Below are 25,474 nucleotides of genomic sequence, written 5' to 3'. Positions count from 1 at the left end.
AATAAACTAACTATGTCGAGATTACTCGCTGCGATAACACTTCCGCTGAGTATCGCCTTAACCATCTTAGTCACCATTATCTGCTCTGTACCGATCATCGTCGCCGGGCTGATTAAACTGCTGGTCCCCATTCCAGCGGTATGGCGCTCTATATCCGTTTTTTGCAATTTTATGATGTACTGCTGGTGCGAAGGGCTGGCGCTGCTGTTGCATCTCAATCCCTGGCTAAAATGGGACGTCCAGGGTCTGGAAGGCCTGAACAAAAAGAACTGGTATCTGCTGATCAGCAACCACCACAGCTGGGCAGACATCGTGGTGCTGTGCGTGCTGTTCCGCAAGCATATTCCGATGAATAAGTACTTCCTTAAACAACAGCTGGCGTGGGTACCCTTCATTGGCCTCGCCTGCTGGGCGCTGGATATGCCTTTTATGCGCCGCTACTCGCGCAGCTATCTTATTCGTCACCCGGAGCGCCGCGGTAAAGATGTCGAAACCACCCGCCGTTCGTGTGAAAAATTTCGCGCGCATCCGACGACTATCGTCAATTTTGTGGAAGGCTCGCGTTTTACCGAAGAAAAAAAGCGCGAAACGCGCTCTCCTTACCACAACCTGTTACCGCCGAAAGCCGCTGGTATCGCCATGGCGCTCAACGTACTCGGTTCGCAGTTCGATAAACTGCTGAACGTCACGCTGTGCTACCCGGATAATCATACAAGACCATTTTACGATATGTTAAGCGGCCGCCTGACGCGCATCGTGGTCCGTATCAATCTGGTCCCTATTGGCGAAGAGCTGCACGGCGATTACGTTAACGATAAGAACTTTAAGCGCGGCTTCCAGCGCTGGCTGAATGGCCTATGGGAAGAGAAAGACCGTCAGTTGACTGACATCATGAGGGACAAAGAACGGTAGCTATTGCAAAACAGATAAAGTAACGCCGGTCAGTGACCGGCGTTTTTTTATTTCTTCTCTACCAGTTGCTTCACGGTATCCGCATACTGAGCGACGAAGACATCCATATTGCTGGTGTCCATCCCCTGCGGATTCAGCTGGTATTTACCATTAACATACATAGCCGGTACGCCCTGCAGCTGCAGATCGGCTGCCGCTTTCTCTTGCTGAGCGACCAGAGATTTCACCACGAAGCTATTCCATGCGGCATCGTAGTCTTCCCCTTTCACGCCAGCGTCGACAAACACTTTACGAATGTCAGCCACACTCTGCACAGTCTGGTTTTTCTGCACGGCTTCGAACATCGGCGCAGTAATTTTGTCTTCAACGCCCAGCGCGATGGCCACCGCCCATGCCTGCGTCAGATCCTTGCCCAGCGGACCCAGGAACTCAACGTGGTATTTGGTCATTTTAGTGCCTTCCGGCAGTTTCTGGCGCACATTGTCAGAGACATGCAGCACTTCTTCAAACTGGTAGCAGTGCGGGCAGTAGAACGAAAAGAACTCGAGCACCTGCGGCTCGCCAGCAATCGGCTTATCAAGGGTGATGTACTGCTTGCCGTCGGTGATCTGGGCAGCGGATGCACTAAAAGCCAGAATCATACCAGCCAGCGCCAGCCAAACTTTTTTCATGATTTACTCTCTCCTGGATATATCACATTAATACATTGGCGTTAACTGAAGCGGGGGTTCCTGTAGAACCTTCACCTGCTCAAGAAAAGTCGACGTCTGCCCCCGCCAGTAATCCTCCCCGGTTAACCAGGGGAAATTGACCGGGAAAGCGGGATCGTCCCAGCGTCTGAGCAACCACGCCAGATAATAAACCAGTCGCATAGCGCGTAAAGGTTCAATCAGCGCGATTTCATCGCTGTTAAAGGGGCTGAATTCCTCATAGGCCTCGACAATAGTCTCCAGCTGCATACGCTGTTCAGCCTTATCGCCGTTGAGCAGCATCCACAGATCCTGAATCGCCGGGCCGGTGCGCGCATCGTCTAAGTCGACAAACAGTGGTCCGTCGCGCCAGAGGATATTACCGGCATGGCAGTCACCGTGCAGGCGCAACGTGTTCCCGCGGCCGTGCCATTGCTCCATGACGGCAGCAATGAGTTTATCGGTCGCCTTCAGGAAATCGGCCTTCAGGCCAGAGGGGATCAGCGTCGCCTGCTCAAACACCTGACGCGGTTCCAGCAGGTACTCCTGCACGCCAATTTCCGGGCGGGCAGTAAAGCGCTGTTTGCAGCCCGTCTGGTGCAGGCGCCCCAGATAGCGGCCAACCCATTCCATCTGATCAAGGTTATCCGCTTCGAACTGACGACCGCCAAGGCTTGGGAAAACGGCAAAGTAGAATCCCTGATGCTGATGAAGCGTGCTGTCATTAAATAAGAGCGGCGCAGCAACGGGCACTTCATCTTCTACAAGCTGAAGCGCAAACTGGTGTTCTTCAAGGATCTGTTCTGCGGACCAGCGCTCAGGACGATAGAACTTTACCACATAGCGATGGCGCTCTTCGTCCTGGAACTGATAAACGCGGTTCTCATAGCTGTTTAGCGGGGTGAGACCGGAGTCCACCCGCATACCCAGATCGAATAACCCATCGATAATGGTATCCGGGCGAAGCGTCTGAAAAGTAAAAGCCTTATCGTGCATCCTGACATCCGATAATCGTACGAATAGTTCAGGATATCATCTCATTGCACTTTACGCGGTAGCGCTTACAACCTTTTACTCTTTTATTACCCCGCGGGCGCGCAGCAGCGCGGTTTTAAAGTCCTCTTCATAATCCTTCTGAATACCCGGGATGACAGCATCTTTGGAAGAGTCGCGCATCTTCAGGTGATAGATCAGAATATCGTCGGAAAGATCGCTCAGTTCGCCATCATAGCCGGCCTCTTTCGCCAGCTTCTGCAAAAATTGCATCAGGTTCAGTTCAGGCTCTTTTTGCCAGGCTGGCTGGAGGAGTTCAATTACTTCATTCAGACGTTTACATTTCATGGTCATGCTCCTTACTCTTGATAGGGACAAGTTAACAGGGTCAATCCCACAATGAAAGAGGCGATATTCATATGCAAAGCGAGGCGATAACCGGCGTCGTGCTGGCGGGCGGCAGGGCCACGCGGATGGGCGGCATTGATAAAGGATTACAGGCGCTAAATGGTCGCCCTCTCTGGCGACACGTCGCGGAAGCATTAGCCCCGCAGGTAGATGAGTTAGTCATTAGCGCCAATCGTCATCTTGAACAGTGGCGTGCCAGCGGATTTCCGGTCTTTCGAGACATACAGGAGGGTTATCAGGGACCGCTGGCCGGAATGCTTGCTGTGATGCAGCAGGTCGCGAGCCCATGGTTTGTTTTTTGCCCCTGCGACACGCCGTTCATTCCGTCCTTTTTGGTGGAGCGCTTTATCCAGCAGAGAGGGGACGCACCGGTCGTTTGGGCCCATGACGGCGAACGGGATCATCCTGCCGTTGCATTAGTTCATCGTCAAATCATTCCTGAACTGGAGGCTTATCTGGCACATGGAGAGCGCAGGGTGATGGTTTTTATGCGACAAATGGGTGGGCGCCCGGTGAATTTCAGCGATGTGAAAACTGCTTTCATTAATGTAAATACGCTCGAAGATTTGCAGCAGATGCAGGAGCCATCATGATCCCATTACTGGCGATCGCCGCATGGAGCGGTACCGGAAAAACAACATTATTAAAGCGTCTTATCCCTGAGCTTTGCGCTCTAGGATTACGCCCGGGACTGATAAAGCACACCCATCATGATATGGACGTGGATAAGCCGGGCAAAGATAGCTATGAACTGCGTAAGGCGGGCGCTGCGCAAACTATTGTCGCCAGCGAACAGCGGTGGGCATTGATGACCGAGACGCCAGAGAAGCCGGAATTAGATCTCACGTGGCTGGTCAGTCGAATGGATGCCAGCAAACTGGACCTGGTTTTAGTGGAGGGGTTTAAACATGAACCCGTGCCGAAGATCCTGCTTTTTCGGCAAAACAGCGGCCATCGTGTAGAAGAGCTGGTAATTGATGAGCATACCATCGCCGTGGCCAGCGATGTATCGATCGCGACCTCACTTCCGCTGCTGGATTTAAATGATGTACCACAGATCGCGACATTTATTGTGAGTTGGTTAGAGAGGCAATAGTCATTTATCGACGGTGATATAGGAGGGATTTTCCCGGAGGCGGTGCTGCGCACCTTGTCCGGCCACAGGGACGTAGCCCCGTGTCGGATCCGTAGCCCCGGCAAGCGCAGCGCCACCGGGGGGACATGCCGGCACGCTGGCCGGACGACAGAAACGCAAAAAGCCCATCCGACAGGATGGGCTCTTCACTTGTTTGATGCCTGGCAGTTCCCTACTCTCACATGGGGAGACCCCACACTACCATCGGCGCTACGGCGTTTCACTTCTGAGTTCGGCATGGGGTCAGGTGGGACCACCGCGCTAGTGCCGCCAGGCAAATTCTTTGTGCTCAGTATGCAATTCTTTATATTGCGTACTCAACTCTGAATCTAAGCTGAAAATTCTCAAATCCGCCAAAACATCTTCGGCGTTGTAAGGTTAAGCCTCACGGTTCATTAGTACCGGTTAGCTCAACGCATCGCTGCGCTTACACACCCGGCCTATCAACGTCATCGTCTTAACGTTCCTTCAGGAGACTTATAGTCTCAGGGAGAACTCATCTCGGGGCAAGTTTCGTGCTTAGATGCTTTCAGCACTTATCTCTTCCGCATTTAGCTACCGGGCAGTGCCATTGGCATGACAACCCGAACACCAGTGATGCGTCCACTCCGGTCCTCTCGTACTAGGAGCAGCCCCCCTCAATTCTCCAGCGCCCACGGCAGATAGGGACCGAACTGTCTCACGACGTTCTAAACCCAGCTCGCGTACCACTTTAAATGGCGAACAGCCATACCCTTGGGACCTACTTCAGCCCCAGGATGTGATGAGCCGACATCGAGGTGCCAAACACCGCCGTCGATATGAACTCTTGGGCGGTATCAGCCTGTTATCCCCGGAGTACCTTTTATCCGTTGAGCGATGGCCCTTCCATTCAGAACCACCGGATCACTATGACCTGCTTTCGCACCTGCTCGCGCCGTCACGCTCGCAGTCAAGCTAGCTTATGCCATTGCACTAACCTCCTGATGTCCGACCAGGATTAGCTAACCTTCGTGCTCCTCCGTTACGCTTTGGGAGGAGACCGCCCCAGTCAAACTACCCACCAGACACTGTCCGCAACCCCGGTCAGGGGCCAACGTTAGAACATCAAACATTAAAGGGTGGTATTTCAAGGTTGGCTCCACGCAGACTGGCGTCCACGCTTCAAAGCCTCCCACCTATCCTACACATCAAGGCTCAATGTTCAGTGTCAAGCTATAGTAAAGGTTCACGGGGTCTTTCCGTCTTGCCGCGGGTACACTGCATCTTCACAGCGAGTTCAATTTCACTGAGTCTCGGGTGGAGACAGCCTGGCCATCATTACGCCATTCGTGCAGGTCGGAACTTACCCGACAAGGAATTTCGCTACCTTAGGACCGTTATAGTTACGGCCGCCGTTTACCGGGGCTTCGATCAAGAGCTTCTCCTTACGGATAACCCCATCAATTAACCTTCCGGCACCGGGCAGGCGTCACACCGTATACGTCCACTTTCGTGTTTGCACAGTGCTGTGTTTTTAATAAACAGTTGCAGCCAGCTGGTATCTTCGACTGGTCTCAGCTCCATCCGCAGGGACTTCACCTACACACCAGCGTGCCTTCTCCCGAAGTTACGGCACCATTTTGCCTAGTTCCTTCACCCGAGTTCTCTCAAGCGCCTTGGTATTCTCTACCTGACCACCTGTGTCGGTTTGGGGTACGATTTGATGTTACCTGATGCTTAGAGGCTTTTCCTGGAAGCAGGGCATTTGTTACTTCAGCACCGTAGTGCCTCGTCATCACACCTCAGCCTTGATTATCCGGATTTGCCTGGACAATCAGCCTACATGCTTAAACCGGGACAACCGTCGCCCGGCTAACATAGCCTTCTCCGTCCCCCCTTCGCAGTAACACCAAGTACAGGAATATTAACCTGTTTCCCATCGACTACGCCTTTCGGCCTCGCCTTAGGGGTCGACTCACCCTGCCCCGATTAACGTTGGACAGGAACCCTTGGTCTTCCGGCGAGCGGGCTTTTCACCCGCTTTATCGTTACTTATGTCAGCATTCGCACTTCTGATACCTCCAGCATGCCTCACAGCACACCTTCGCAGGCTTACAGAACGCTCCCCTACCCAACAACACATAGTGTCGCTGCCGCAGCTTCGGTGCATGGTTTAGCCCCGTTACATCTTCCGCGCAGGCCGACTCGACCAGTGAGCTATTACGCTTTCTTTAAATGATGGCTGCTTCTAAGCCAACATCCTGGCTGTCTGTGCCTTCCCACATCGTTTCCCACTTAACCATGACTTTGGGACCTTAGCTGGCGGTCTGGGTTGTTTCCCTCTTCACGACGGACGTTAGCACCCGCCGTGTGTCTCCCGTGATAACATTCTTCGGTATTCGTAGTTTGCATCGGGTTGGTAAGTCGGGATGACCCCCTAGCCGAAACAGTGCTCTACCCCCGAAGATGAGTTCACGAGGCGCTACCTAAATAGCTTTCGGGGAGAACCAGCTATCTCCCGGTTTGATTGGCCTTTCACCCCCAGCCACAAGTCATCCGCTAATTTTTCAACATTAGTCGGTTCGGTCCTCCAGTTAGTGTTACCCAACCTTCAACCTGCCCATGGCTAGATCACCGGGTTTCGGGTCTATACCCTGCAACTTAACGCCCAGTTAAGACTCGGTTTCCCTGCGGCTCCCCTATACGGTTAACCTTGCTACAGAATATAAGTCGCTGACCCATTATACAAAAGGTACGCAGTCACACCCGAAGGTGCTCCCACTGCTTGTACGTACACGGTTTCAGGTTCTTTTTCACTCCCCTCGCCGGGGTTCTTTTCGCCTTTCCCTCACGGTACTGGTTCACTATCGGTCAGTCAGGAGTATTTAGCCTTGGAGGATGGTCCCCCCATATTCAGACAGGATACCACGTGTCCCGCCCTACTCTTCGAGTTCACAGCCTGTGCATTTTGGTGTACGGGACTATCACCCTGTACCGTCGGACTTTCCAGACCGTTCCACTAACACACAAGCTGATTCAGACTCTGGGCTGCTCCCCGTTCGCTCGCCGCTACTGGGGGAATCTCGGTTGATTTCTTTTCCTCGGGGTACTTAGATGTTTCAGTTCCCCCGGTTCGCCTCGTTAACCTATGTATTCAGTTAACGATAGTGCAACGAATTGCACTGGGTTTCCCCATTCGGACATCGCCGGTTATAACGGTTCATATCACCTTACCGACGCTTTTCGCAGATTAGCACGTCCTTCATCGCCTCTGACTGCCAGGGCATCCACCGTGTACGCTTAGTCGCTTAACCTCACAACCCGAAGATGTTTCACTTCTGATTGCGAAAATTTGAGAGACTCGAACACACATTAACTGTGTGTCGTTTCAATTTTCAGCTTGATCCAGATTTTTAAAGAGCAAATATCTCAAACATCACCCGAAGATGAGTTTTGAGATAGTTCGGCACGCGTCTTTCACTCACGAACCAGCAAGTGGCGTCCCCTAGGGGATTCGAACCCCTGTTACCGCCGTGAAAGGGCGGTGTCCTGGGCCTCTAGACGAAGGGGACACTGAAGTCTCAATCGCAAGACGCCTTGCTTCTTTACTTTCATCAGACAATCTGTGTGAGCACTACAAAGGCAGGTTCTTTAAGGTAAGGAGGTGATCCAACCGCAGGTTCCCCTACGGTTACCTTGTTACGACTTCACCCCAGTCATGAATCACAAAGTGGTAAGCGCCCTCCCGAAGGTTAAGCTACCTACTTCTTTTGCAACCCACTCCCATGGTGTGACGGGCGGTGTGTACAAGGCCCGGGAACGTATTCACCGTAGCATTCTGATCTACGATTACTAGCGATTCCGACTTCATGGAGTCGAGTTGCAGACTCCAATCCGGACTACGACATACTTTATGAGGTCCGCTTGCTCTCGCGAGGTCGCTTCTCTTTGTATATGCCATTGTAGCACGTGTGTAGCCCTGGTCGTAAGGGCCATGATGACTTGACGTCATCCCCACCTTCCTCCAGTTTATCACTGGCAGTCTCCTTTGAGTTCCCGGCCGGACCGCTGGCAACAAAGGATAAGGGTTGCGCTCGTTGCGGGACTTAACCCAACATTTCACAACACGAGCTGACGACAGCCATGCAGCACCTGTCTCACAGTTCCCGAAGGCACCAATCCATCTCTGGAAAGTTCTGTGGATGTCAAGACCAGGTAAGGTTCTTCGCGTTGCATCGAATTAAACCACATGCTCCACCGCTTGTGCGGGCCCCCGTCAATTCATTTGAGTTTTAACCTTGCGGCCGTACTCCCCAGGCGGTCGATTTAACGCGTTAGCTCCGGAAGCCACGCCTCAAGGGCACAACCTCCAAATCGACATCGTTTACGGCGTGGACTACCAGGGTATCTAATCCTGTTTGCTCCCCACGCTTTCGCACCTGAGCGTCAGTCTTTGTCCAGGGGGCCGCCTTCGCCACCGGTATTCCTCCAGATCTCTACGCATTTCACCGCTACACCTGGAATTCTACCCCCCTCTACAAGACTCTAGCCTGCCAGTTTCGAATGCAGTTCCCAGGTTGAGCCCGGGGATTTCACATCCGACTTGACAGACCGCCTGCGTGCGCTTTACGCCCAGTAATTCCGATTAACGCTTGCACCCTCCGTATTACCGCGGCTGCTGGCACGGAGTTAGCCGGTGCTTCTTCTGCGGGTAACGTCAATCGAGAGGTTATTAACCTTACGCCTTCCTCCCCGCTGAAAGTGCTTTACAACCCGAAGGCCTTCTTCACACACGCGGCATGGCTGCATCAGGCTTGCGCCCATTGTGCAATATTCCCCACTGCTGCCTCCCGTAGGAGTCTGGACCGTGTCTCAGTTCCAGTGTGGCTGGTCATCCTCTCAGACCAGCTAGGGATCGTCGCCTAGGTGAGCCGTTACCCCACCTACTAGCTAATCCCATCTGGGCACATCTGATGGCATGAGGCCCGAAGGTCCCCCACTTTGGTCTTGCGACGTTATGCGGTATTAGCTACCGTTTCCAGTAGTTATCCCCCTCCATCAGGCAGTTTCCCAGACATTACTCACCCGTCCGCCGCTCGTCACCCGAGAGCAAGCTCTCTGTGCTACCGCTCGACTTGCATGTGTTAGGCCTGCCGCCAGCGTTCAATCTGAGCCATGATCAAACTCTTCAATTTAAGTTTGATGCTCAAAGAATTAAACTTCGTAATGAATTACGTGTTCACTCTTGAGACTTGGTATTCATTTTTCGTCCGAGGACGTTAAGAATCCATGTCACTTTGAGTGCCCACACAGATTGTCTGATAAATTGTTAAAGAGCAGTGCCGCTTCGTTTTCGCTGCGGCTCGGGGTGTGCATATTACGCTTTCCCGCTGCAGAGTCAAGCATTTATTTTTGCTTTTCTCTGCGAGGTTCTCACCGGAACCCCGCTGACCCGGCGGCTTGCTTGCCGTTGTTCCGTGTCAGTGGAGGCGCATTATAGGGAGTAATTCTGAGGTGACAAGGGGAAATGCAAAAAAAGTTTTCAACCGTCTCTTTTTTCAACAATGCGGCGAGGAATGTCGCAAAAAACCGCCGTTTTGCCGTTTTAACCGACGAAACGGGGCGCCTGGTGGCATACTGTTAGAGTAGAGGAAAGAAAGGAACGGCATTTATGTCTTTAAGCGCACAGCAACTGGCGGCACAAAAGAACATCTCCTGGGTACTGGCCGAAAAGCTCGCCCAAAAAATACTGACTGGCGAATATCAGCCGGAAAGCATTCTTCCCGGCGAAATGGAGTTGGGGGAGCAGTTCGGCGTAAGCCGTACCGCCGTCCGCGAAGCGGTGAAGACGCTTACTGCAAAAGGCATGCTGCTGCCCCGCCCTCGCATTGGCACCCGGGTGATGCCGCGCAGCAGCTGGAATTTCCTTGATAAGGAACTGCTCTCCTGGTGGCTAACAGAAGATAACTTCGAAGAGGTGGTAAGCCACTTTCTCGTCATGCGCAGCAGCCTGGAGCCACAGGCCTGCTTTCTCGCCGCCGCCAACGGCACCGCCGGGCAAAAAGCGCAGCTCAATACATTAATGGAAGAGATGATTGCTCTGAAACGCCATTTTCAGCGCGAACGCTGGATAGAAGTCGATATGGCCTGGCATGAGCATATCTATGAAATGAGCGGTAATCCTTTCCTCAGCTCTTTCGCCTCGCTGTTTCATTCGGTCTACCACACCTACTTCACGTCGATTACGCAAAATGAAGTGGTGAAGCTCGATCTCCACCAGGCGATTGTCGATGCCATTCTTAACAGTGATGCGCCGGGGGCGTTGCTCGCCTGCCAGGCATTGTTGAACGCCCCACACCACGTAAATCAATAACAAGGATTTGGCATGAGCGGAAAAAAAGGGCGCAGCATGGCTGGCCTGCCGTGGATCGCGGCGATGGCCTTCTTTATGCAGGCGCTGGATGCCACCATTCTTAACACCGCCCTCCCGGCTATCGCCCACAGTCTTAATCGTTCTCCCTTAGCGATGCAGTCGGCCATTATCAGCTATACGCTGACGGTGGCGATGCTGATCCCGGTCAGCGGCTGGCTGGCCGATCGCTTCGGCACGCGCCGGGTCTTTATCATCGCCGTTAGCCTGTTCACCCTCGGTTCCCTCGCCTGCGCCCTCTCCAGTTCCTTAACGGAACTGGTCATTTTTCGCGTAATTCAGGGGATCGGTGGGGCGATGATGATGCCGGTGGCGAGGCTGGCCCTGCTGCGTGCCTACCCCCGCAGCGAACTGTTGCCGGTCCTGAACTTTGTCACCATGCCGGGATTGGTGGGGCCGATTCTGGGCCCGGTACTCGGCGGGGTATTTGTTACCTGGGCCAGCTGGCATTGGATTTTCCTGATAAACATTCCGATCGGCGTAATTGGCATTCTGTACGCCCGTAAATACATGCCAAATTTCACAACGCCGCGCCGACGCTTCGATATAGGCGGTTTTCTGTTATTTGGCTTAAGTCTGGTGTTATTTTCCAGCGGTATTGAACTGTTTGGGGAAAAAATCGTGGCGACATGGCAGGCGCTGGCCGTGATTGCCGTCAGTCTGTTACTGCTCGTGGCCTATGTGCGTCACGCGCGTCGCCATCCGACGCCGCTTATCTCGCTCTCTTTATTTAAGACCCATACGTTCTCGGTCGGCATTGCCGGCAACCTCGCCACGCGGTTAGGTACCGGCTGCGTACCGTTTCTGATGCCGCTGATGCTGCAGGTTGGTTTCGGCTATCCGGCCATTATCGCCGGCTGTATGATCGCCCCCACCGCTATCGGCTCGATTATTGCGAAATCCACCGTTACCCAGGTGCTGCGCTGGTTTGGCTATCGTAAGACCCTGGTGGGGATCACCGTGTTTATTGGCCTTATGATCGCCCAGTTCTCGCTGCAGTCGCCAGAGATGCCGCTGTGGATGCTTCTTCTGCCGCTGTTCGTGCTGGGGATGGCGATGTCCACGCAGTTTACCGCCATGAATACCATTACCCTGGCCGATCTGACCGATGATAATGCCAGCAGCGGCAACAGCCTGCTGGCCGTCACCCAGCAGCTTTCCATTAGTCTCGGGGTGGCCATCAGCGCTGCGGTGCTACGCTTCTATGAAGGTTTTGATAATGCAAGCACGGTACAGCAGTTTCACTACACCTTTATAACCATGGGCGTGATAACCATTATATCGGCGCTGATGTTTATGCTGTTAAGAGCGAAGGATGGCCGCAACCTGATTAGCGAGCGGCATAAACGCTAAGCGGAACCGCGAACCACCAGCTCCGGCGTTAACTGAACGCGCTGCTGTTTTTGCTGCGGATCGGCCATGCGATGGATCAGTACGTCGATGGCCAGTTCCCCCAGCTCATCCTTTGGCTGGTGAATGGTGGTCAATGGCGGCGTCATATAACGTGCCAGCTCAATATCATCGTAGCCCACCAGCGCCATATCCTGCGGAATCAGCAGCCCGGCCTGGTATAACGCCTGATAAGCGCCAACCGCCATCGCATCGTTACCGACAAACACCGCCTGCGGACGCTGCGGCAACGCCAGCAGCTGCTGCATCGCGCTAAACCCGCCGCCAAACTCAAAATCACTGGTCACCACATATCCTTCGGCAACCGGCAGGCCGCAGCGCGCCATCGCGGCATGATAGCCTTCAAGACGCAGGCGCGCCGGGGTTTTATCCAGCGGGCCGGCAATACAGGCAATGCGTGAATGCCCCTGGTCAATCAGATACTGGGTCGCCATATCGCCGCCGAGCAGCGAGTTATCCTGAATCAGATCGCTATCGCCATCAAAGGGGGCCCAGTCCATCATAACCGTCGGTACCGACGGATAGCGCTGCATGATTTCCGGGGAGGGCTGATGGGTCTCCGTGCACAGCAGGAGTAATCCATCGACGCGTTTTTGCATTAGCGTCTCCAGATTACGATTCATTCGCTGCTCATCACCTTCGGTATTGCAGAGCACGAGGCTATAACCCCGCTCAAAGCAGCTACGCTCCACGCCCCGCACCAGCTCCGAATAAAACGGATTGGTACTGGCGGTGATCAGCATGCCGATGGTACGGGTTTGATTGAGCTTGAGGCTACGCGCCAGCGCAGAGGGGGCGTAGTTGAGGCTTTTGATCGCAGCGTCAACTTTGGCGGTAATCGCCTCGCTGACAAAGCGGTCCTTATTGATGACGTGTGACACCGTCGATGTGGAAACGCCCGCGATGCGGGCCACATCTTTCATCGTAGCCAAGCATTACCCCTGTTGCGCTAAAAATTCATCGATCTCTGTGCGCCAAGGCACGGACGGCTGAGCACCTTTGCGGGTTACGGCGATCGCCGCTGCGGCATGCGCAAAGCGAATCGCCTCCGGCAGGGCGGTCCCTTCCAGCAGCGCGGTCACCAGCGCGCCGTTAAAGGTATCACCGGCCGCGATAGTATCAATGGCCTGTACGCGAAACCCTAGGATCCGGCGGCTTTCGCCTTCGGCACTGAGCCAGACGCCGCGGCTGCCGAGGGTGATCATCACCGTACCAATGCCTTTGGCATGCAGCACGTTGGCGGCTTTTGCCGCATCTTCGTCACTCTCAACCCGAATACCGGTCAGCTTTTCCGCTTCGGTTTCGTTAGGGGTAATAATATCCACCAGCGCCAGCAGTTCATCCGGTAGTTCACGCGCTGGCGCGGGGTTCAGCACCACGGTGGTGTGATGGTGATGGGCGATTTTCGCCGCCGCTATGACGCTCTCCAGCGGCGACTCCAGCTGCATCAACAACGCCTGTGCGCTGGCGATACGCTCTTTTTCCGCCTCAACCTGGGAGACGGAAAGCGCCGCATTGGCGCCGGCATGAATACCGATGACATTCTCACCTTCGGCGTTAACGAAAATTAACGCCACCCCGGTCGCTTCCCCGGCAACCGCGCGCACGGGGGCCACGTCGATTTTATCGCTCGCCAGCTGACGACGGATGCGTTCACCGATATCGTCATCGCCGGTGCAGGCGATAAACGCGATATCCGCTCCGCTGCGCCCGGCGGCCACCGCCTGGTTGGCCCCTTTTCCACCGAACGCCACCTGATAATGGTGGCCGGTGACGGTTTCGCCCGGCGTCGGGAAAGCGTCAAGGTTAAGAATGTGATCGGCATTGATACTGCCAAGGACGACAAGTTTGCCTGCAGCTTTCATCATTTCTGTTCCCGGGAAAGCGCGCCACCGGGATCCGGTGGCGCATGCCCTGCTTTTCTTTTTTTATATTGTCCCTCGGACCGTTGCCAGTCCGAATCGCATATTACTGCTTAACGACCAGCTTCAGCTCAACCGGGTAGTTAGCTTCCACTTTTTCGCCCTTCAGTACCTTATCAGCAGTCTCAACGCCTTTCGCGCCGATCTGCTCCGGCAACTGTGCGACGGTCGCCGCCAGTTTGCCACTGTTTACTGCTTTTTCGCCATCCGGAGTGCCGTCAAATCCAACCACCATCACATCGGACTTGCCTGCGGTCTGCAGCGCGCGCAGGGCGCCCAGCGCCATTTCATCATTTTGCGCGAACACTGCCTGGACGTCAGGATGTGCGGTCAGCAGGTTCTGCATCACGTTAAGGCCTTTGGTGCGGTCGAAATCGGCCGGCTGGCTGGCCAGGACGTTGAATTTGTGCGCCGCCACGGCCTGTTTAAAGCCTTCGCCACGCTCGCGAGCCGCAGAAGTTCCGGCAATGCCCTGCAGCTCAATGACTTTTGCACTTTCACCCACTTTTTTCGCGATGTAATCGCCAGCCATTTTCCCACCCTGCACGTTGTCAGAGGCGATATGGCTCACAACATCGCCTTTTGTCGCCTGACGGTCGAGAGTGATGACCGGGATTTTCGCCTGGTTCGCCATCTTCACGGCGTTGCCGACGGCATCAGAGTCGGTGGGGTTGATCAGCAGCAGCTTGGTGCCGCGCACCGTTAAATCCTGGACGTTCGCCAGCTCTTTCGCCGGGTTGTTCTGGGAATCCAGCACCACCAGGTTGTAGCCCAGCTTGTCAGCTTCTTTTTGCGCGCCGTCTTTCAGCGACACGAAGAACGGGTTGTTGAGGGTAGAGATAACCAGAGCGATGGTGTCTTTGGCCATCGCGTTCGCGCTAACGGTCGCACTTAGCGCAACAGCAGAGACCAGGGTCGCCAGTTTTTTCATATTCATAGTTAAGATGTCCTGTAGAGTTCTTAGTTACTGCTTTTTGTTATCTACCAGTACCGCCAGCAAAATCACCACCGCTTTAACGATCATCTGGTAATAGGAAGAAACGCCTAAAAGATTAAGACCATTATTCAGGAAGCCAAGGATCAGCGCACCAATCAGCGTGCCGACGATGCGTCCTTTGCCACCAGCGAGGCTGGTGCCGCCGAGCACCACCGCCGCAATGGCGTCCAGCTCATAGCCCGTCCCCGCCGTCGGCTGCGCGGAGGAGAGACGCGCCACTTCGATGATCCCGGCCAGCGAAGCCAGCATTCCGCACAAGGCGTAAACGATAATTTTAACTTTATTGACGCTAATCCCGGACAGACGCGTCGCCGCTTCATTACCGCCCAGGGCATAAATATAACGGCCCAGGCGAGTATGGTGCAGCATGTACCAGGCCGCCAGGAAGACAATCGCCATGATCCATACAGGCGTCGGGATCCCCAGCGGACGCCCGATGCCAAACCAGCCGAACAGATCGGCATTATCGCTAAAGCCGGTATTGATCGGGCTGCCGTTGGTGTACACCATGGTTACGCCGCGCAGCAGCAGCATCATCACCAGGGTGGCGATGAAGGCCTGCACGCGGCCTCTCGCTACAATCACCCCGGTGACTGCGCCGATCGCCGCACCTAATGCGAGGGCAGCCGCGACCGCCACCAGCGCATTAACCTCAATGCCAACGATCGACGCTGCCACCGCACCGGTGAGCGCCAGCAGGGAGCCGACGGACAGATCGATCCCCGAGGTCAGTATGACCAGCGTCATCCCTACCGCCATAATGGCGTTAACGGAGGTTTGCTGCAGAATATTGAACAGGTTATTGACGGTAAAAAAGTTGGGGCTCATGGTCGATACCACCGCGATCAGCACCAGCAGGGCAATCAGCGATTTTTGCTCCATCAGCCACGCTTTTGTGAAATAGCGGCGACCAGAAACAGCCTGGGTTGTCATCTTTCTTACTCCTGATTCACACGGTTAAGCTTGCCCACAGCGGCAGCCATCAATACTTCCTGGGTGGCCTGCTCGCGTGTGAATTCACCGCCGAGATGCCCTTCGTGCATCACTATGATGCGATCGCTCATGCCCAACACTTCCGGCATCTCGGAGGAGACCAGAATGATGCTCAGGCCGTCGGCTTTGAACTGGTTGATGAGCTGGTAGATCTCTTTCTTCGCCCCGACGTCGACGCCGCGGGTCGGTTCATCGAGGATCAGCACCTTCGGCCGGGTCATCAGCCCGCGGGCGATGGCGACCTTTTGCTGGTTGCCGCCGGAGAGCAGGCCGATCGCCTGCTCCATGGACGGCGTTTTCACGTTAAACAGGCGGATGAAATCACTCACCGCCTGCTGTTCATCTTTATGCTTAAGACTACCGCCCGCCCGGCTGAAATAGCGCAGCGCCGTCAGGGACATGTTTTCTTTTACCGACATCCCGAGAACCAGACCATCGCGCTTACGGTCTTCGGAGATATAGACAATGCCGTTCGCCAGACCATCCTGCGGCGAACGGGTCACCACTTCGCGGCCATCGAGCGTCACGGAACCGCTGCTGCGCGGCAACGCGCCGTACAGCACTTTCATCAGTTCGGTCCGCCCGGCGCCCATCAGCCCGGCAACGCCGAGGATCTCCCCCTGGCGCAGGGTAAAGGTCACGTTATCCACCCCCGGGCCGCAGAGGTTGTCGACCTTCAGGCGCACCGCGCCGGGCGCCTTATCGAGGTGTGGATATTGGTCTTCCAGCTTACGGCCGACCATCATCTCGATAAGTCGGTCCTCATCCAGCGACGAGACCTCGCGCTCGGCGATAAACTGCCCGTCACGAAAGACCGTCACGTCGTCGCAAATCTCGAAGATCTCTTTCATACGGTGGGAGATATAGACGATACCGCGCCCCTGCGACTTCAGTTCGCGGATGACGCGGAACAGCGATTCGGTTTCGGTATCGGTCAGCGCATCGGTCGGTTCATCCATAATGATGACTTTCGATTCGAAGCTCAGCACTTTGGCGATCTCCACCATTTGCTGATCGCCAATCGATAGATCGCCCACCAGTTTCTGGCTGGTAAAGCGGAGATTCAGCTTTGCCAACAGCTTGTCGGCTTCGGCATACATCTGCTTCCAGTCGATTTTGCCAAAACGGTTAACGAACTCGCGGCCAAGGAAGATGTTCTCGGCGATCGTCAACTGAGGGATCAGGTTCAGTTCCTGATGGATAATGCCGATCCCGGCTTCCTGGGAGGATTTTGGGCCGTTAAAGGTCGTCTCTTTGCCTAACCACAGCAAAGAGCCGGCATCACGGGTGTAGATCCCGGTCAACACCTTCATCATAGTGGATTTGCCGGCGCCATTTTCCCCTACCAGCGCCATCACCCGGCCGGCATAGACATTCAGCGCCGCGCCGGAGAGCGCCTTGACGCCAGGGAACGCTTTGTCGATCCCTTTCAGTTGCAATAAGGCTTCCATGACGGCGACCTCAGAACGTGACGCCGGCACAGAGAATGATATTCGCAAACGGGGAACACTCCCCGCTGCGAATTACCGCCTGACTGTCTGCGGTTTGTTTTTTGAACTGCTCATGGCTGGTGTAACGAATTTCAATGGTATTTCCCTGGTGCTGCTGCAGCTGCTCGAGGTGAGTGAGCAACGTCGCGTGGAGCTGCGGATTATGGGTTTTAATCTCTTCCGCGATGACAGCCGCTTCAACCTGCATTTCCGTCGTCACCACTTCCAGCACCTGCATAAATGAAGGTACGCCCTGAGTCAGCGCCATATCAATGCGCGTGCTGCTGCGGGGAACCGGTAATCCGGCATCGCAGACCACCAGCGTATCGGTGTGGCCCAGGCGGGAAATGACCGCGGAAATATCAGCGTTAAGTACGGTGCCTTTTTTCATTTTTTCTCTTTTGCTCCACTAGCGAAACGTTTCGCTAAAATAATTATTATCAATGTGTGAGCAGAAAACCATCACCAGAAGAGAGAAATGTGATCGCCATCGAAACGTTTCGCGAGGCAGCGACAGGACATAACAACCGGAGTGAGAAACAAAAAGCCCTTCGCAATGGAAGGGCTTTTTTGACATCAGATTTCGACCTGGGTACCGAGCTCGATAACCCGGTTTGGCGGGATCTCAAACTGATCCGGCGCCCGCAGGGCGTTACGCTGCAGCAGCAGATAAAGCTTGCCGCGCAGGCGCAGATACCATGGCCGTTTGCCGATAATCAGCGACTCATGCGACATAAAGAACGAGGTCTCCATCATCCGGCAGCTGAGTCCTTCCAGGCCACAGCGGTGGAACACCTCTTCAACGTTAGGCGTTTCCCGCCAGCCGTAGCTGGCCACCACCCGCCAGAAAGACGGTGACAGCTGCTCAATCTGCACCCGGCGAACGTTATGCACGTAAGGCGCATCTTCGGTACGCAGGGTCAGGAGGATCACTCGCTCATGCAGCACCTTGTTGTGCTTCAGGTTATGCAGCAGGGCAAACGGGATCACGTTCAGGGCGCGGGACATATACACCGCAGTACCCGGCACACGCACTGGCGGTGACTTCTCCAGCGAAGAGATCATCGCTTCCAGCGAGTTGCCATGCTCGTGCATCCGGCGCAGCAGGCGGAAACGCTCGCTCTTCCAGGTCGTCATCACCGTAAACATCACCATCCCCAGGGACAACGGTAGCCAGCCGCCGGAGACAATCTTATCGAGGTTCGCCGAGAACAGCGGAATATCAATGCACAGGAAGGCCACCAGCATCAGACCGACAAACAGCTTGTTCCAGTGCCAGTTTTTGCGCGCCACGGTCGCCGACAGAATGGAGGTCAGCACCATGGTGCCCGTTACGGCGATACCATACGCCGCCGCCAGGTTAGACGAATGCTCAAAGCTGACGATAACGATGACCACAGAAACGTACAGCAGCCAGTTAATGAACGGAATGTAAATCTGCCCGGACTCCATTTCCGAGGTATGGATAATGCGCATCGGCGACAGATAGCCCAGACGCACTGCCTGACGGGTCAGGGAGAAGACCCCGGAAATCACTGCCTGGGAGGCGATAACCGTCGCCAGCGTGGCGATGATCAGCATCGGGATCAGCGCCCACTCAGGCGCCAGCAGGAAGAACGGGTTTTTAATCGCTTCCGGGTGCTTCAGCAGCAGCGCGCCCTGGCCAAAATAGTTCAGCACCAACGAGGGCAGCACGACGGAGAACCAGGCAACGCGGATCGGCAGTTTGCCGAAGTGGCCCATATCGGCGTACAGCGCTTCCACCCCGGTAATCGACAGCACCACCGCGCCAAGCGCAATAAAGGAAACGGTCTTGTATTGCAGGAAAAAGTGCACAGCCCAGTAGGGGTTCAGCGCCTGCAGAACTTCCGGATTAGCGTAAATGCTTCGCGCGCCCAGCACCGCCAGCAACAGGAACCAGATCAGCATAATCGGCGCAAACAGCTTGCCGACCATGCCAGTCCCGTGCTTCTGGATCACAAACAGCAGGGTGAGCACGATAATGGAGATAGGGACAATCCAGGTATCCAGCTGCGGGGCGATAATTTCTAACCCCTCTATCGCCGACATTACCGAAATCGCCGGGGTAATCACCACTTCGCCATAGAAGAAACTGCCGCCGATAAGGCCGAGGATCACCAGCACGGAGGTCATTCTGGCCGAAGTATTACGTCCGGCCAGCGACATCAGCGTTAAGATCCCGCCTTCCCCGGCGTTATCCGCCCGCATCACGAAGGTGATGTATTTAATCGATACGGTAAAGATTAACAGCCAGAAAATCAGCGACAAAAAGCCAAAAACGGCATCGCGCTCTACGCCAAAGCCAAACTGACCTGACAGGCATTCGCGCAGGGTATACAGTGGACTGGTACCGATATCGCCGTACACCACGCCGATGGCCGCCAGCGTTAACGCCGGCAACGATTGTTTATTATCAGTGCTCATAGACTAGTCTTTTCGTTTATAAAACAAATGTGTGCCTAGTCCCTTGGCCCACAAAAAGCGCACAGTATGCACGATTATTTGTGAAATCGTACCCCTAACAGACACCATATTAACCTGGCTCAAAAAAAATAAATCGATTCTTCAGGCTATTACCGCCCCGGCTCTAACATCTATACTCGTCCCAATAACGATACATGACAAAGCACGCAACTCAATTATGGCTCAAACACATTTACTGGCTGAAAGAATTTCCCGGCTCAGCGCGGCACTCGAAAAAGGACTCTTTGAACGCAGCCACGCGATACGCCTCTGCCTGCTGGCGGCGCTCAGCGGCGAGAGCGTTTTTTTGCTTGGTCCACCGGGGATCGCCAAAAGCCTGATTGCCCGCCGCCTCAAATTCGCCTTCCAGCAGGCGCGCGCTTTTGAATACCTGATGACCCGCTTCTCCACCCCGGAAGAGGTTTTTGGGCCACTGTCCATTCAGGCGCTGAAAGATGAAGGCCGTTACGAACGTTTAACCGCCGGCTACCTGCCGGAAGCGGAAATCGTGTTTCTCGATGAAATATGGAAAGCAGGTCCGGCTATCCTCAACACCCTACTGACGGCGATTAACGAACGTCACTTCCGCAATGGCGCGCATGAAGAGAAAATCCCAATGCGCCTGCTGGTGGCCGCGTCGAACGAACTCCCGGAAGCCGACAGCAGCCTGGAAGCGCTGTATGACCGAATGCTGATCCGTCTATGGCTTGATAAAGTGCAGGATAAAGGTAATTTCCGTTCGATGCTGGTCAGCCAGCAGGATGAAAACAGCAATCCAGTGCCCAGCGCGCTGCAGGTGAGCGACGAGGAATTTACCCAATGGCAGCAGCAGATCGGCAATATTAAACTGCCGGACGCGGTGTTTGAGCTGATATTCCAGCTCCGCCAGCAGCTGGACGCCCTGCCAAATGCCCCCTACGTCTCGGATCGCCGCTGGAAAAAGGCTATTCGCCTGCTGCAGGCCAGCGCCTTCTTCAGCGGCCGCGACAGCATCGCGCCGATTGACCTAATCCTGCTGAAAGATTGTCTGTGGCACAACGTCGAAAGTATGAACCTGATGTCGCAGCAGCTGGAAACGCTCATGACCTGTCACGCCTGGCAACAGCAGGCGATGCTGACGCGGTTGGGGGCGATTGTGCAGCGACGCATTCAGATCCAACAACAGCAAAGCGACAAAACGGCGCTGAAGGTCACCCGCCTTGGCGGGATGTTTAGCCGCAAACCGCACTATGAACTGCCGGCGGAGATCCAGGGGACCACCCTGACGCTGCTGCTGCAGCAGCCGCTCAAACTTCACGATATGGAAGTGATCCACATTACTTTTGAACGCGAGGCGTTAGCCAACTGGCTGGAAAAGGGCGGCGAGATCCGCGGTAAGCTCAACGGGATCGGCTTTGCTCAACTACTCAATATGGATGTCGACACCAGCCAGCATCTGGTCGTCCGCGATGTGAGCCTGCAGGGCTCACGCCTCGCGCTGCCCGGCAGCGCAGCGCAGGAGAATATGCCGGCGGAAATTCGCCAGCAGCTGGAAGCGCTGGATGATGAGTGGCACCAGCAACACAACCGCTTCAGCGAGCAGCAAAAGTGCCTGTTTATCCCGGTCGAATGGCTGGGAAGAATCGAAGCCAGCCTGCAGGACGTCGGCGCGCAGATTAAACAGGCGAAGCAGCCATGACGCTCGATATGCTGAATGTCATGCTGGCAGTCAGCGAAGAGGGAATGATCGAGGAGATGCTGCTGGCGCTGTTGGCCTCTCCTCAACTGGCGGTGTTCTTTGAAAAATTTCCCCGCCTGAAAAACATCATCGCGGCGGATATTCCGCGCTGGCGGGAAGCCGTTCGCGCCCGCTTAAAAGAAGTTAACATCCCGCCGGATCTGGACGCCGAAGTGCAAACCTATCAGCAGGCTCAGCTGCTCTCTACCTCGCAGTTTATCGTCCAGCTCCCGCAAATTCTCGGCAAACTGCACCAGCTCCAGTCCCCTTTTGCCGCCCAGGCGCAGAAGCTGGTGGATGACAATGCCACCTTTACCCCGGCGCTGCATACGCTGTTTTTACAGCGCTGGCGCCTGAGCCTGGTGGTGCAAGCCACCAGCCTTAACCAGCAGCTGCTGGACGAGGAGCGCGACCAGTTGCTCAGTGAGGTCCAGGAACGAATGACGCTCAGCGGTCAGCTCGATCCGGTGCTGGCGGAAAATGATACCGCCGCCGGACGCCTGTGGGATATGAGCGCCGGCGAACTCAAACGAGGCGACTACCAGCTGATCGTGCGCTATGGCGATTTTCTTAACCAGCAACCGGAGCTGCTGCAGCTGGCGGAACAGCTGGGGCGTTCAAGGGAAGCGAAATCCGTGCCGAAGAAAGATGCGCCGATGGAAACCTTCCGCAGCCTGGTACGCGAGCCGGCAACGGTGCCTGAACAGGTCGACGGCCTCCAGCAGAGCGACGACATTCTACGCCTGCTGCCGCCGGAGCTGGCGACGCTTGGCATCACGGAGCTGGAGTTTGAATTTTATCGCAAGCTGGTGGAGAAACAGCTGCTCACCTACCGGCTACACGGCGATGCCTGGCGCGAGAAAATTACCGAACGCCCGGTAACGCGGCAGGATTTTGATGAGCAACCGCGCGGGCCGTTCATTGTCTGCGTCGATACGTCAGGATCGATGGGCGGTTTTAACGAACAGTGCGCTAAGGCCTTTTGTCTGGCCCTGATGCGCATCGCGCTGGCCGATAACCGTCGCTGCTTCATTATGCTGTTTTCCAGCGAAGTAGTGCATTACGAGTTGACCAGCGAGAGCGGACTGGAGCAGGCGATCCGTTTCCTGAGCCAGCGTTTTCGCGGCGGCACCGATCTGGCCAGCTGTTTTCGCGCCATTATTGAACGTTTGCAAAACCCGCAGTGGGTGGATGCGGATGCCGTGGTGATCTCCGACTTTATTGCCCAACGGTTGCCGGATGAGGTGATTGCTCAGGTGGGGGAGTTACAGCGTAAGCATCAGCACCGTTTTCACGCGGTGGCGATGTCGGTTCACGGCAAACCCGGCATCATGCGCATCTTCGATCATATCTGGCGCTTTGACACCGGGCTGCGTAGCCGCCTGCTGCGACGCTGGCGGCGCTAATCGTTACAGCAGCGCGGAAACGCTTTCGCGAACCTGCGCCGGCCATACGCCGCACTGCACCTGACCGATATGGTCAAGCTGCAGCAACAGCATCGTCAAACGAGACTGGCCAATGCCGCCGCCGATAGTCTGCGGCATCTCGCCGCGCAGCAGCGCCTGGTGCCACTCCAGTTTCAGGCGATCTTCATCGCCGGTCAGCGCCAGCTGGCGCTTTAGCGCCTCGGCGTCAACGCGGATCCCCATCGAGGAGATCTCGAACGCATCCTCCAGCACCGGGTTCCACACCAGGATATCGCCGTTCAGGCCGGCAAAACCTTCAGAAACCTCAGTACTCCAGTCATCATAATCCGGCGCACGCACGTCGTGGCGCTTGCCATCAGCTAGTTTGCCGCCGATACCAATTAAGAAGACGGCGCCCAGCTCTTTGGCAATAGCCCGCTCACGACCTTTGGCATCAAGCTCCGGATAGCGGCTCAGCAGCTCCTGGCTGTGAACAAAATGGATCTGTTCCGGCAGGAACGGCGTCAGGCCAAACTCCTGGCTGACCGCCAGCTCGGTGGCTTTGATCCCGGCGTAGATCGCCTCGACGGTTGCCTTCAGGGTGCCGACGTGACGCTCTTCATCCCCCATCACGCGCTCCCAGTCCCACTGGTCAACATAGACGGAATGGATAGGCGTCAGACGGTCTTCATCGGGGCGAAGGGCTTTCATGTGCGTGTACAGCCCTTCGCCCGCGCTGAAGTCGTGTTGTCCCAGGGTTTGACGCTTCCACTTCGCCAGCGAATGAACCACTTCGAACTGGGCGTCGGGCAGTGTTTTCACTTTTACCTGAACCGCTTTCTCGCAGCCGGACAAGTTATCCTGCGTCCCATCGCCCACGCGGCTTAAGATTGGCGCCTGGACTTCAATCAGGCCAAGCTTCTCTTCCAGCTGACGGGAAAAGTGGGATTTAACGAAACTGATCTGGCGTTGTTTTGCGATATATGCGGTTTTCATTTTTATGACTCCTGCGTCCTGTTGCCATTGATTAAGCAACAAAACAGGGCGGAAATACAATAATCAATCAATAAAAAGGCGCATCAACTTTTAATTCATTAAAATATGGCGCTAAAATAGTAAGAACCCTCAAACTTCATAAGAAAAAGATATGGAAAATTATCAGATCGACAATCTGGACCGCGGCATTCTTGATGCGCTGATGGCCAACGCCCGTACCGCCTATGCCGAACTGGCCAAACAGTTCAGCGTCAGCCCGGGCACCATTCACGTGCGCGTCGAAAAGATGAAGCAGGCGGGTATCATTACCGGCGCGCGCATTGACGTCAGCCCCAAGCAGCTGGGCTACGACGTCGGTTGCTTCATCGGCATTATTTTAAAAAGCGCCAAAGACTATCCCTCCGCCCTCGCCCGCCTGGAAAGTCTGGAGGAGGTCACCGAGGCTTACTACACCACCGGCCACTACAGCATCTTTATTAAGGTGATGTGTAAATCCATCGATGCTCTGCAGCAGGTACTTATCAACAAGATCCAAACAATCGATGAAATTCAGTCCACTGAAACTCTGATCGTGCTGCAGAACCCGATCATGCGCACCATCAAGCCCTGATCGCTTTTTTTAATCCCACATTTTTCCACAGGTAGATCCCAGCTCGCTCACAGCGTACAATACGCCACTCTGAACAGTTGAGCGGGCGATCGGCGATCTATGGCAGACATTACACTTATCAGCGGCAGCACCCTGGGCAGTGCGGAATATGTAGCAGAGCATCTGGCGGAAAAGCTGGAAGAAGCCGGCTATAGCACTGAAATCCAGCACGGTCCGCTGGTGGACGATCTGCAGGCGCAAGGGATCTGGTTAATTATCTCTTCCACCCATGGCGCCGGCGACGTTCCCGACAACCTGGTTCCCTTCTATGACGCGCTGCAGGAGAAGCAGGCCGATCTTTCCGCCGTGCGCTTTGGCGCTATAGGGATCGGCAGCCGCGAATACGACACCTTTTGCGGCGCGATCGATAAATTAGAAGCGGCGCTGAAGGCCTGCGGGGCAAAACAGATCGGTGAGACGCTGAAGATCAACGTCCTTGAACACGAAATTCCGGAGGATCCAGCGGAAATCTGGCTGGGATCCTGGAAAAATTTGCTCTGAGAATTGTAAAGATCGTCCGATCTTCTGTGGATAACCATGCTTAAAAGCTTGGATCAACCGGTAGTTATCCAAAGAATAACCGTAGTATGGTTTTTGAGCTGTGCATAACCCTTCATTCTGATCCCAGCTTATACGGACCAGGATCACCGATCATTCACAGATAGTGATCCTTCTTAAGCTTTTGATCTTACTTCGCGGATCCGACTTATCCACAAAGAGAGTCGATCCTAATAAGAGATCACAATAGAACAGATCTCTATATAAAGATCTTCTTTTTAATACTCAGGATCCCGGAGTCTTTCTCGAAAGACGAAAGTTGAGTAGAATCCACGGCCCGGGCTTCAATCCATTTTCATACCGCTTTATGCGAGGCAGACCACC

The 25,474-nt window shown here is 54.9% G+C and carries 20 protein-coding genes and 3 rRNA genes; 9 read left to right on the top strand and 14 right to left on the bottom strand.

What is annotated here, in order from left to right; translation table 11 throughout:
* Window positions 1-12 precede the first annotated feature (12 nt).
* Window positions 13-912, top strand: coding sequence for a putative endonuclease (locus KPHS_00200; RefSeq protein YP_005224320.1), 900 nt, complete (start codon window positions 13-15; stop codon window positions 910-912).
* A 47-nt stretch (window positions 913-959) separates the two neighbouring features.
* Here KPHS_00200 and KPHS_00190 read toward each other — a convergent pair whose 3' ends face one another.
* The 3 genes from KPHS_00190 to KPHS_00170 all read right to left on the bottom strand — a co-directional run bounded on the left by KPHS_00190 (window position 960) and on the right by KPHS_00170 (window position 2,942).
* A complete protein-coding gene (locus KPHS_00190) occupies window positions 960-1,583 on the bottom strand; it encodes a protein disulfide isomerase I (protein ID YP_005224319.1) in 624 nt (207 codons plus the stop codon).
* Between the two features lie 27 nt (window positions 1,584-1,610).
* Window positions 1,611-2,597: a serine/threonine protein kinase RdoA gene (locus KPHS_00180; protein ID YP_005224318.1), complete on the bottom strand. Its 987-nt coding sequence runs from the start codon at window positions 2,595-2,597 to the stop codon at window positions 1,611-1,613.
* Between the two features lie 75 nt (window positions 2,598-2,672).
* A complete protein-coding gene (locus KPHS_00170; RefSeq protein ID YP_005224317.1) occupies window positions 2,673-2,942 on the bottom strand; it encodes a YihD family protein in 270 nt (89 codons plus the stop codon).
* Between the two features lie 71 nt (window positions 2,943-3,013).
* Between KPHS_00170 and KPHS_00160 the strand changes: the two genes are divergently transcribed.
* Both KPHS_00160 and KPHS_00150 read left to right on the top strand, forming a co-directional pair.
* On the top strand, window positions 3,014-3,595 hold the full coding sequence (locus tag KPHS_00160; RefSeq protein ID YP_005224316.1) for a molybdopterin-guanine dinucleotide biosynthesis protein MobA: 582 nt from the start codon (window positions 3,014-3,016) through the stop codon (window positions 3,593-3,595).
* Complete coding sequence (locus KPHS_00150) at window positions 3,592-4,098, top strand: molybdopterin-guanine dinucleotide biosynthesis protein MobB (protein ID YP_005224315.1); 507 nt, start codon at window positions 3,592-3,594, stop codon at window positions 4,096-4,098. The genes KPHS_00160 and KPHS_00150 overlap by 4 nt, the downstream gene beginning before the upstream one ends.
* A gap of 197 nt (window positions 4,099-4,295) precedes the next feature.
* On the opposite strand, the gene KPHS_r00060 is transcribed toward KPHS_00150, so the two are convergent.
* The 3 genes from KPHS_r00060 to KPHS_r00230 form a co-directional block, all read right to left on the bottom strand.
* Window positions 4,296-4,410 (bottom strand): 5S ribosomal RNA (locus KPHS_r00060).
* A gap of 101 nt (window positions 4,411-4,511) precedes the next feature.
* Window positions 4,512-7,410: ribosomal RNA gene (locus tag KPHS_r00150) — 23S ribosomal RNA — on the bottom strand.
* Window positions 7,411-7,760: 350 nt separating this feature from the next.
* Window positions 7,761-9,286 (bottom strand): 16S ribosomal RNA (locus KPHS_r00230).
* Together the 16S, 23S and 5S rRNA genes form the textbook arrangement of a ribosomal RNA operon.
* 483 nt (window positions 9,287-9,769) lie before the next feature.
* On the opposite strand from KPHS_r00230, the gene KPHS_00140 reads away from it, so the two are divergent.
* Together KPHS_00140 and KPHS_00130 are read left to right on the top strand one after the other, a co-directional pair.
* Complete coding sequence (locus tag KPHS_00140; protein YP_005224314.1) at window positions 9,770-10,471, top strand: putative transcriptional regulator; 702 nt, start codon at window positions 9,770-9,772, stop codon at window positions 10,469-10,471.
* 12 nt (window positions 10,472-10,483) lie between these two features.
* The gene (locus tag KPHS_00130) at window positions 10,484-11,881 is read left to right on the top strand and encodes an MFS family transporter (protein YP_005224313.1); all 1,398 of its coding nucleotides are present in this window, start codon (window positions 10,484-10,486) and stop codon (window positions 11,879-11,881) included.
* Here the strand turns inward: KPHS_00130 and KPHS_00120 are convergent.
* From KPHS_00120 to KPHS_00060, 7 genes are all read right to left on the bottom strand, one after another.
* Window positions 11,878-12,861, bottom strand: coding sequence for a ribose operon repressor (locus KPHS_00120; RefSeq protein YP_005224312.1), 984 nt, complete (start codon window positions 12,859-12,861; stop codon window positions 11,878-11,880). The genes KPHS_00130 and KPHS_00120 overlap by 4 nt on opposite strands.
* Before the next feature lie 12 nt (window positions 12,862-12,873).
* Window positions 12,874-13,806 (bottom strand): ribokinase, encoded by a 933-nt coding sequence (locus KPHS_00110; protein ID YP_005224311.1) that lies wholly within the window; start codon window positions 13,804-13,806, stop codon window positions 12,874-12,876.
* Between the two features lie 100 nt (window positions 13,807-13,906).
* Entirely contained in the window at window positions 13,907-14,797 is an 891-nt protein-coding gene (locus KPHS_00100; protein ID YP_005224310.1) for a D-ribose transporter subunit RbsB, read from the bottom strand.
* Window positions 14,798-14,824: 27 nt separating this feature from the next.
* Window positions 14,825-15,790, bottom strand: coding sequence for a ribose ABC transporter permease (locus KPHS_00090; RefSeq protein ID YP_005224309.1), 966 nt, complete (start codon window positions 15,788-15,790; stop codon window positions 14,825-14,827).
* A gap of 5 nt (window positions 15,791-15,795) precedes the next feature.
* The gene (locus tag KPHS_00080; protein YP_005224308.1) at window positions 15,796-17,301 is read right to left on the bottom strand and encodes a D-ribose transporter ATP-binding protein; all 1,506 of its coding nucleotides are present in this window, start codon (window positions 17,299-17,301) and stop codon (window positions 15,796-15,798) included.
* Between the two features lie 10 nt (window positions 17,302-17,311).
* Complete coding sequence (locus KPHS_00070) at window positions 17,312-17,731, bottom strand: D-ribose pyranase (protein ID YP_005224307.1); 420 nt, start codon at window positions 17,729-17,731, stop codon at window positions 17,312-17,314.
* A 185-nt stretch (window positions 17,732-17,916) separates the two neighbouring features.
* On the bottom strand, window positions 17,917-19,785 hold the full coding sequence (locus KPHS_00060; protein ID YP_005224306.1) for a potassium transport protein Kup: 1,869 nt from the start codon (window positions 19,783-19,785) through the stop codon (window positions 17,917-17,919).
* Between the two features lie 217 nt (window positions 19,786-20,002).
* Here KPHS_00060 and KPHS_00050 point away from each other — a divergent pair, with 217 nt between their 5' ends.
* Window positions 20,003-21,502 (top strand): regulatory ATPase RavA, encoded by a 1,500-nt coding sequence (locus KPHS_00050; protein YP_005224305.1) that lies wholly within the window; start codon window positions 20,003-20,005, stop codon window positions 21,500-21,502.
* Window positions 21,499-22,947 carry an ATPase RavA stimulator ViaA gene (locus KPHS_00040; RefSeq protein YP_005224304.1) on the top strand — a complete coding sequence of 483 codons (1,449 nt, stop codon included), beginning with the start codon at window positions 21,499-21,501 and terminating at the stop codon, window positions 22,945-22,947. The genes KPHS_00050 and KPHS_00040 overlap by 4 nt, the downstream gene beginning before the upstream one ends.
* 3 nt (window positions 22,948-22,950) lie before the next feature.
* On the opposite strand, the gene KPHS_00030 is transcribed toward KPHS_00040, so the two are convergent.
* Window positions 22,951-23,943 (bottom strand): asparagine synthetase AsnA, encoded by a 993-nt coding sequence (locus KPHS_00030; RefSeq protein YP_005224303.1) that lies wholly within the window; start codon window positions 23,941-23,943, stop codon window positions 22,951-22,953.
* A gap of 151 nt (window positions 23,944-24,094) precedes the next feature.
* Between KPHS_00030 and KPHS_00020 the strand changes: the two genes are divergently transcribed.
* Window positions 24,095-24,553 carry a DNA-binding transcriptional regulator AsnC gene (locus KPHS_00020; RefSeq protein ID YP_005224302.1) on the top strand — a complete coding sequence of 153 codons (459 nt, stop codon included), beginning with the start codon at window positions 24,095-24,097 and terminating at the stop codon, window positions 24,551-24,553.
* A gap of 99 nt (window positions 24,554-24,652) precedes the next feature.
* Complete coding sequence (locus tag KPHS_00010; protein YP_005224301.1) at window positions 24,653-25,093, top strand: flavodoxin; 441 nt, start codon at window positions 24,653-24,655, stop codon at window positions 25,091-25,093.
* Window positions 25,094-25,474 lie beyond the last annotated feature (381 nt).

The sequence above is a fragment of the Klebsiella pneumoniae subsp. pneumoniae HS11286 genome (assembly GCF_000240185.1).
In the GTDB taxonomy this organism is placed as follows: Bacteria; Pseudomonadota; Gammaproteobacteria; order Enterobacterales; family Enterobacteriaceae; genus Klebsiella; species Klebsiella pneumoniae.
This window is presented reverse-complemented; position numbering and strand designations above follow the sequence as displayed.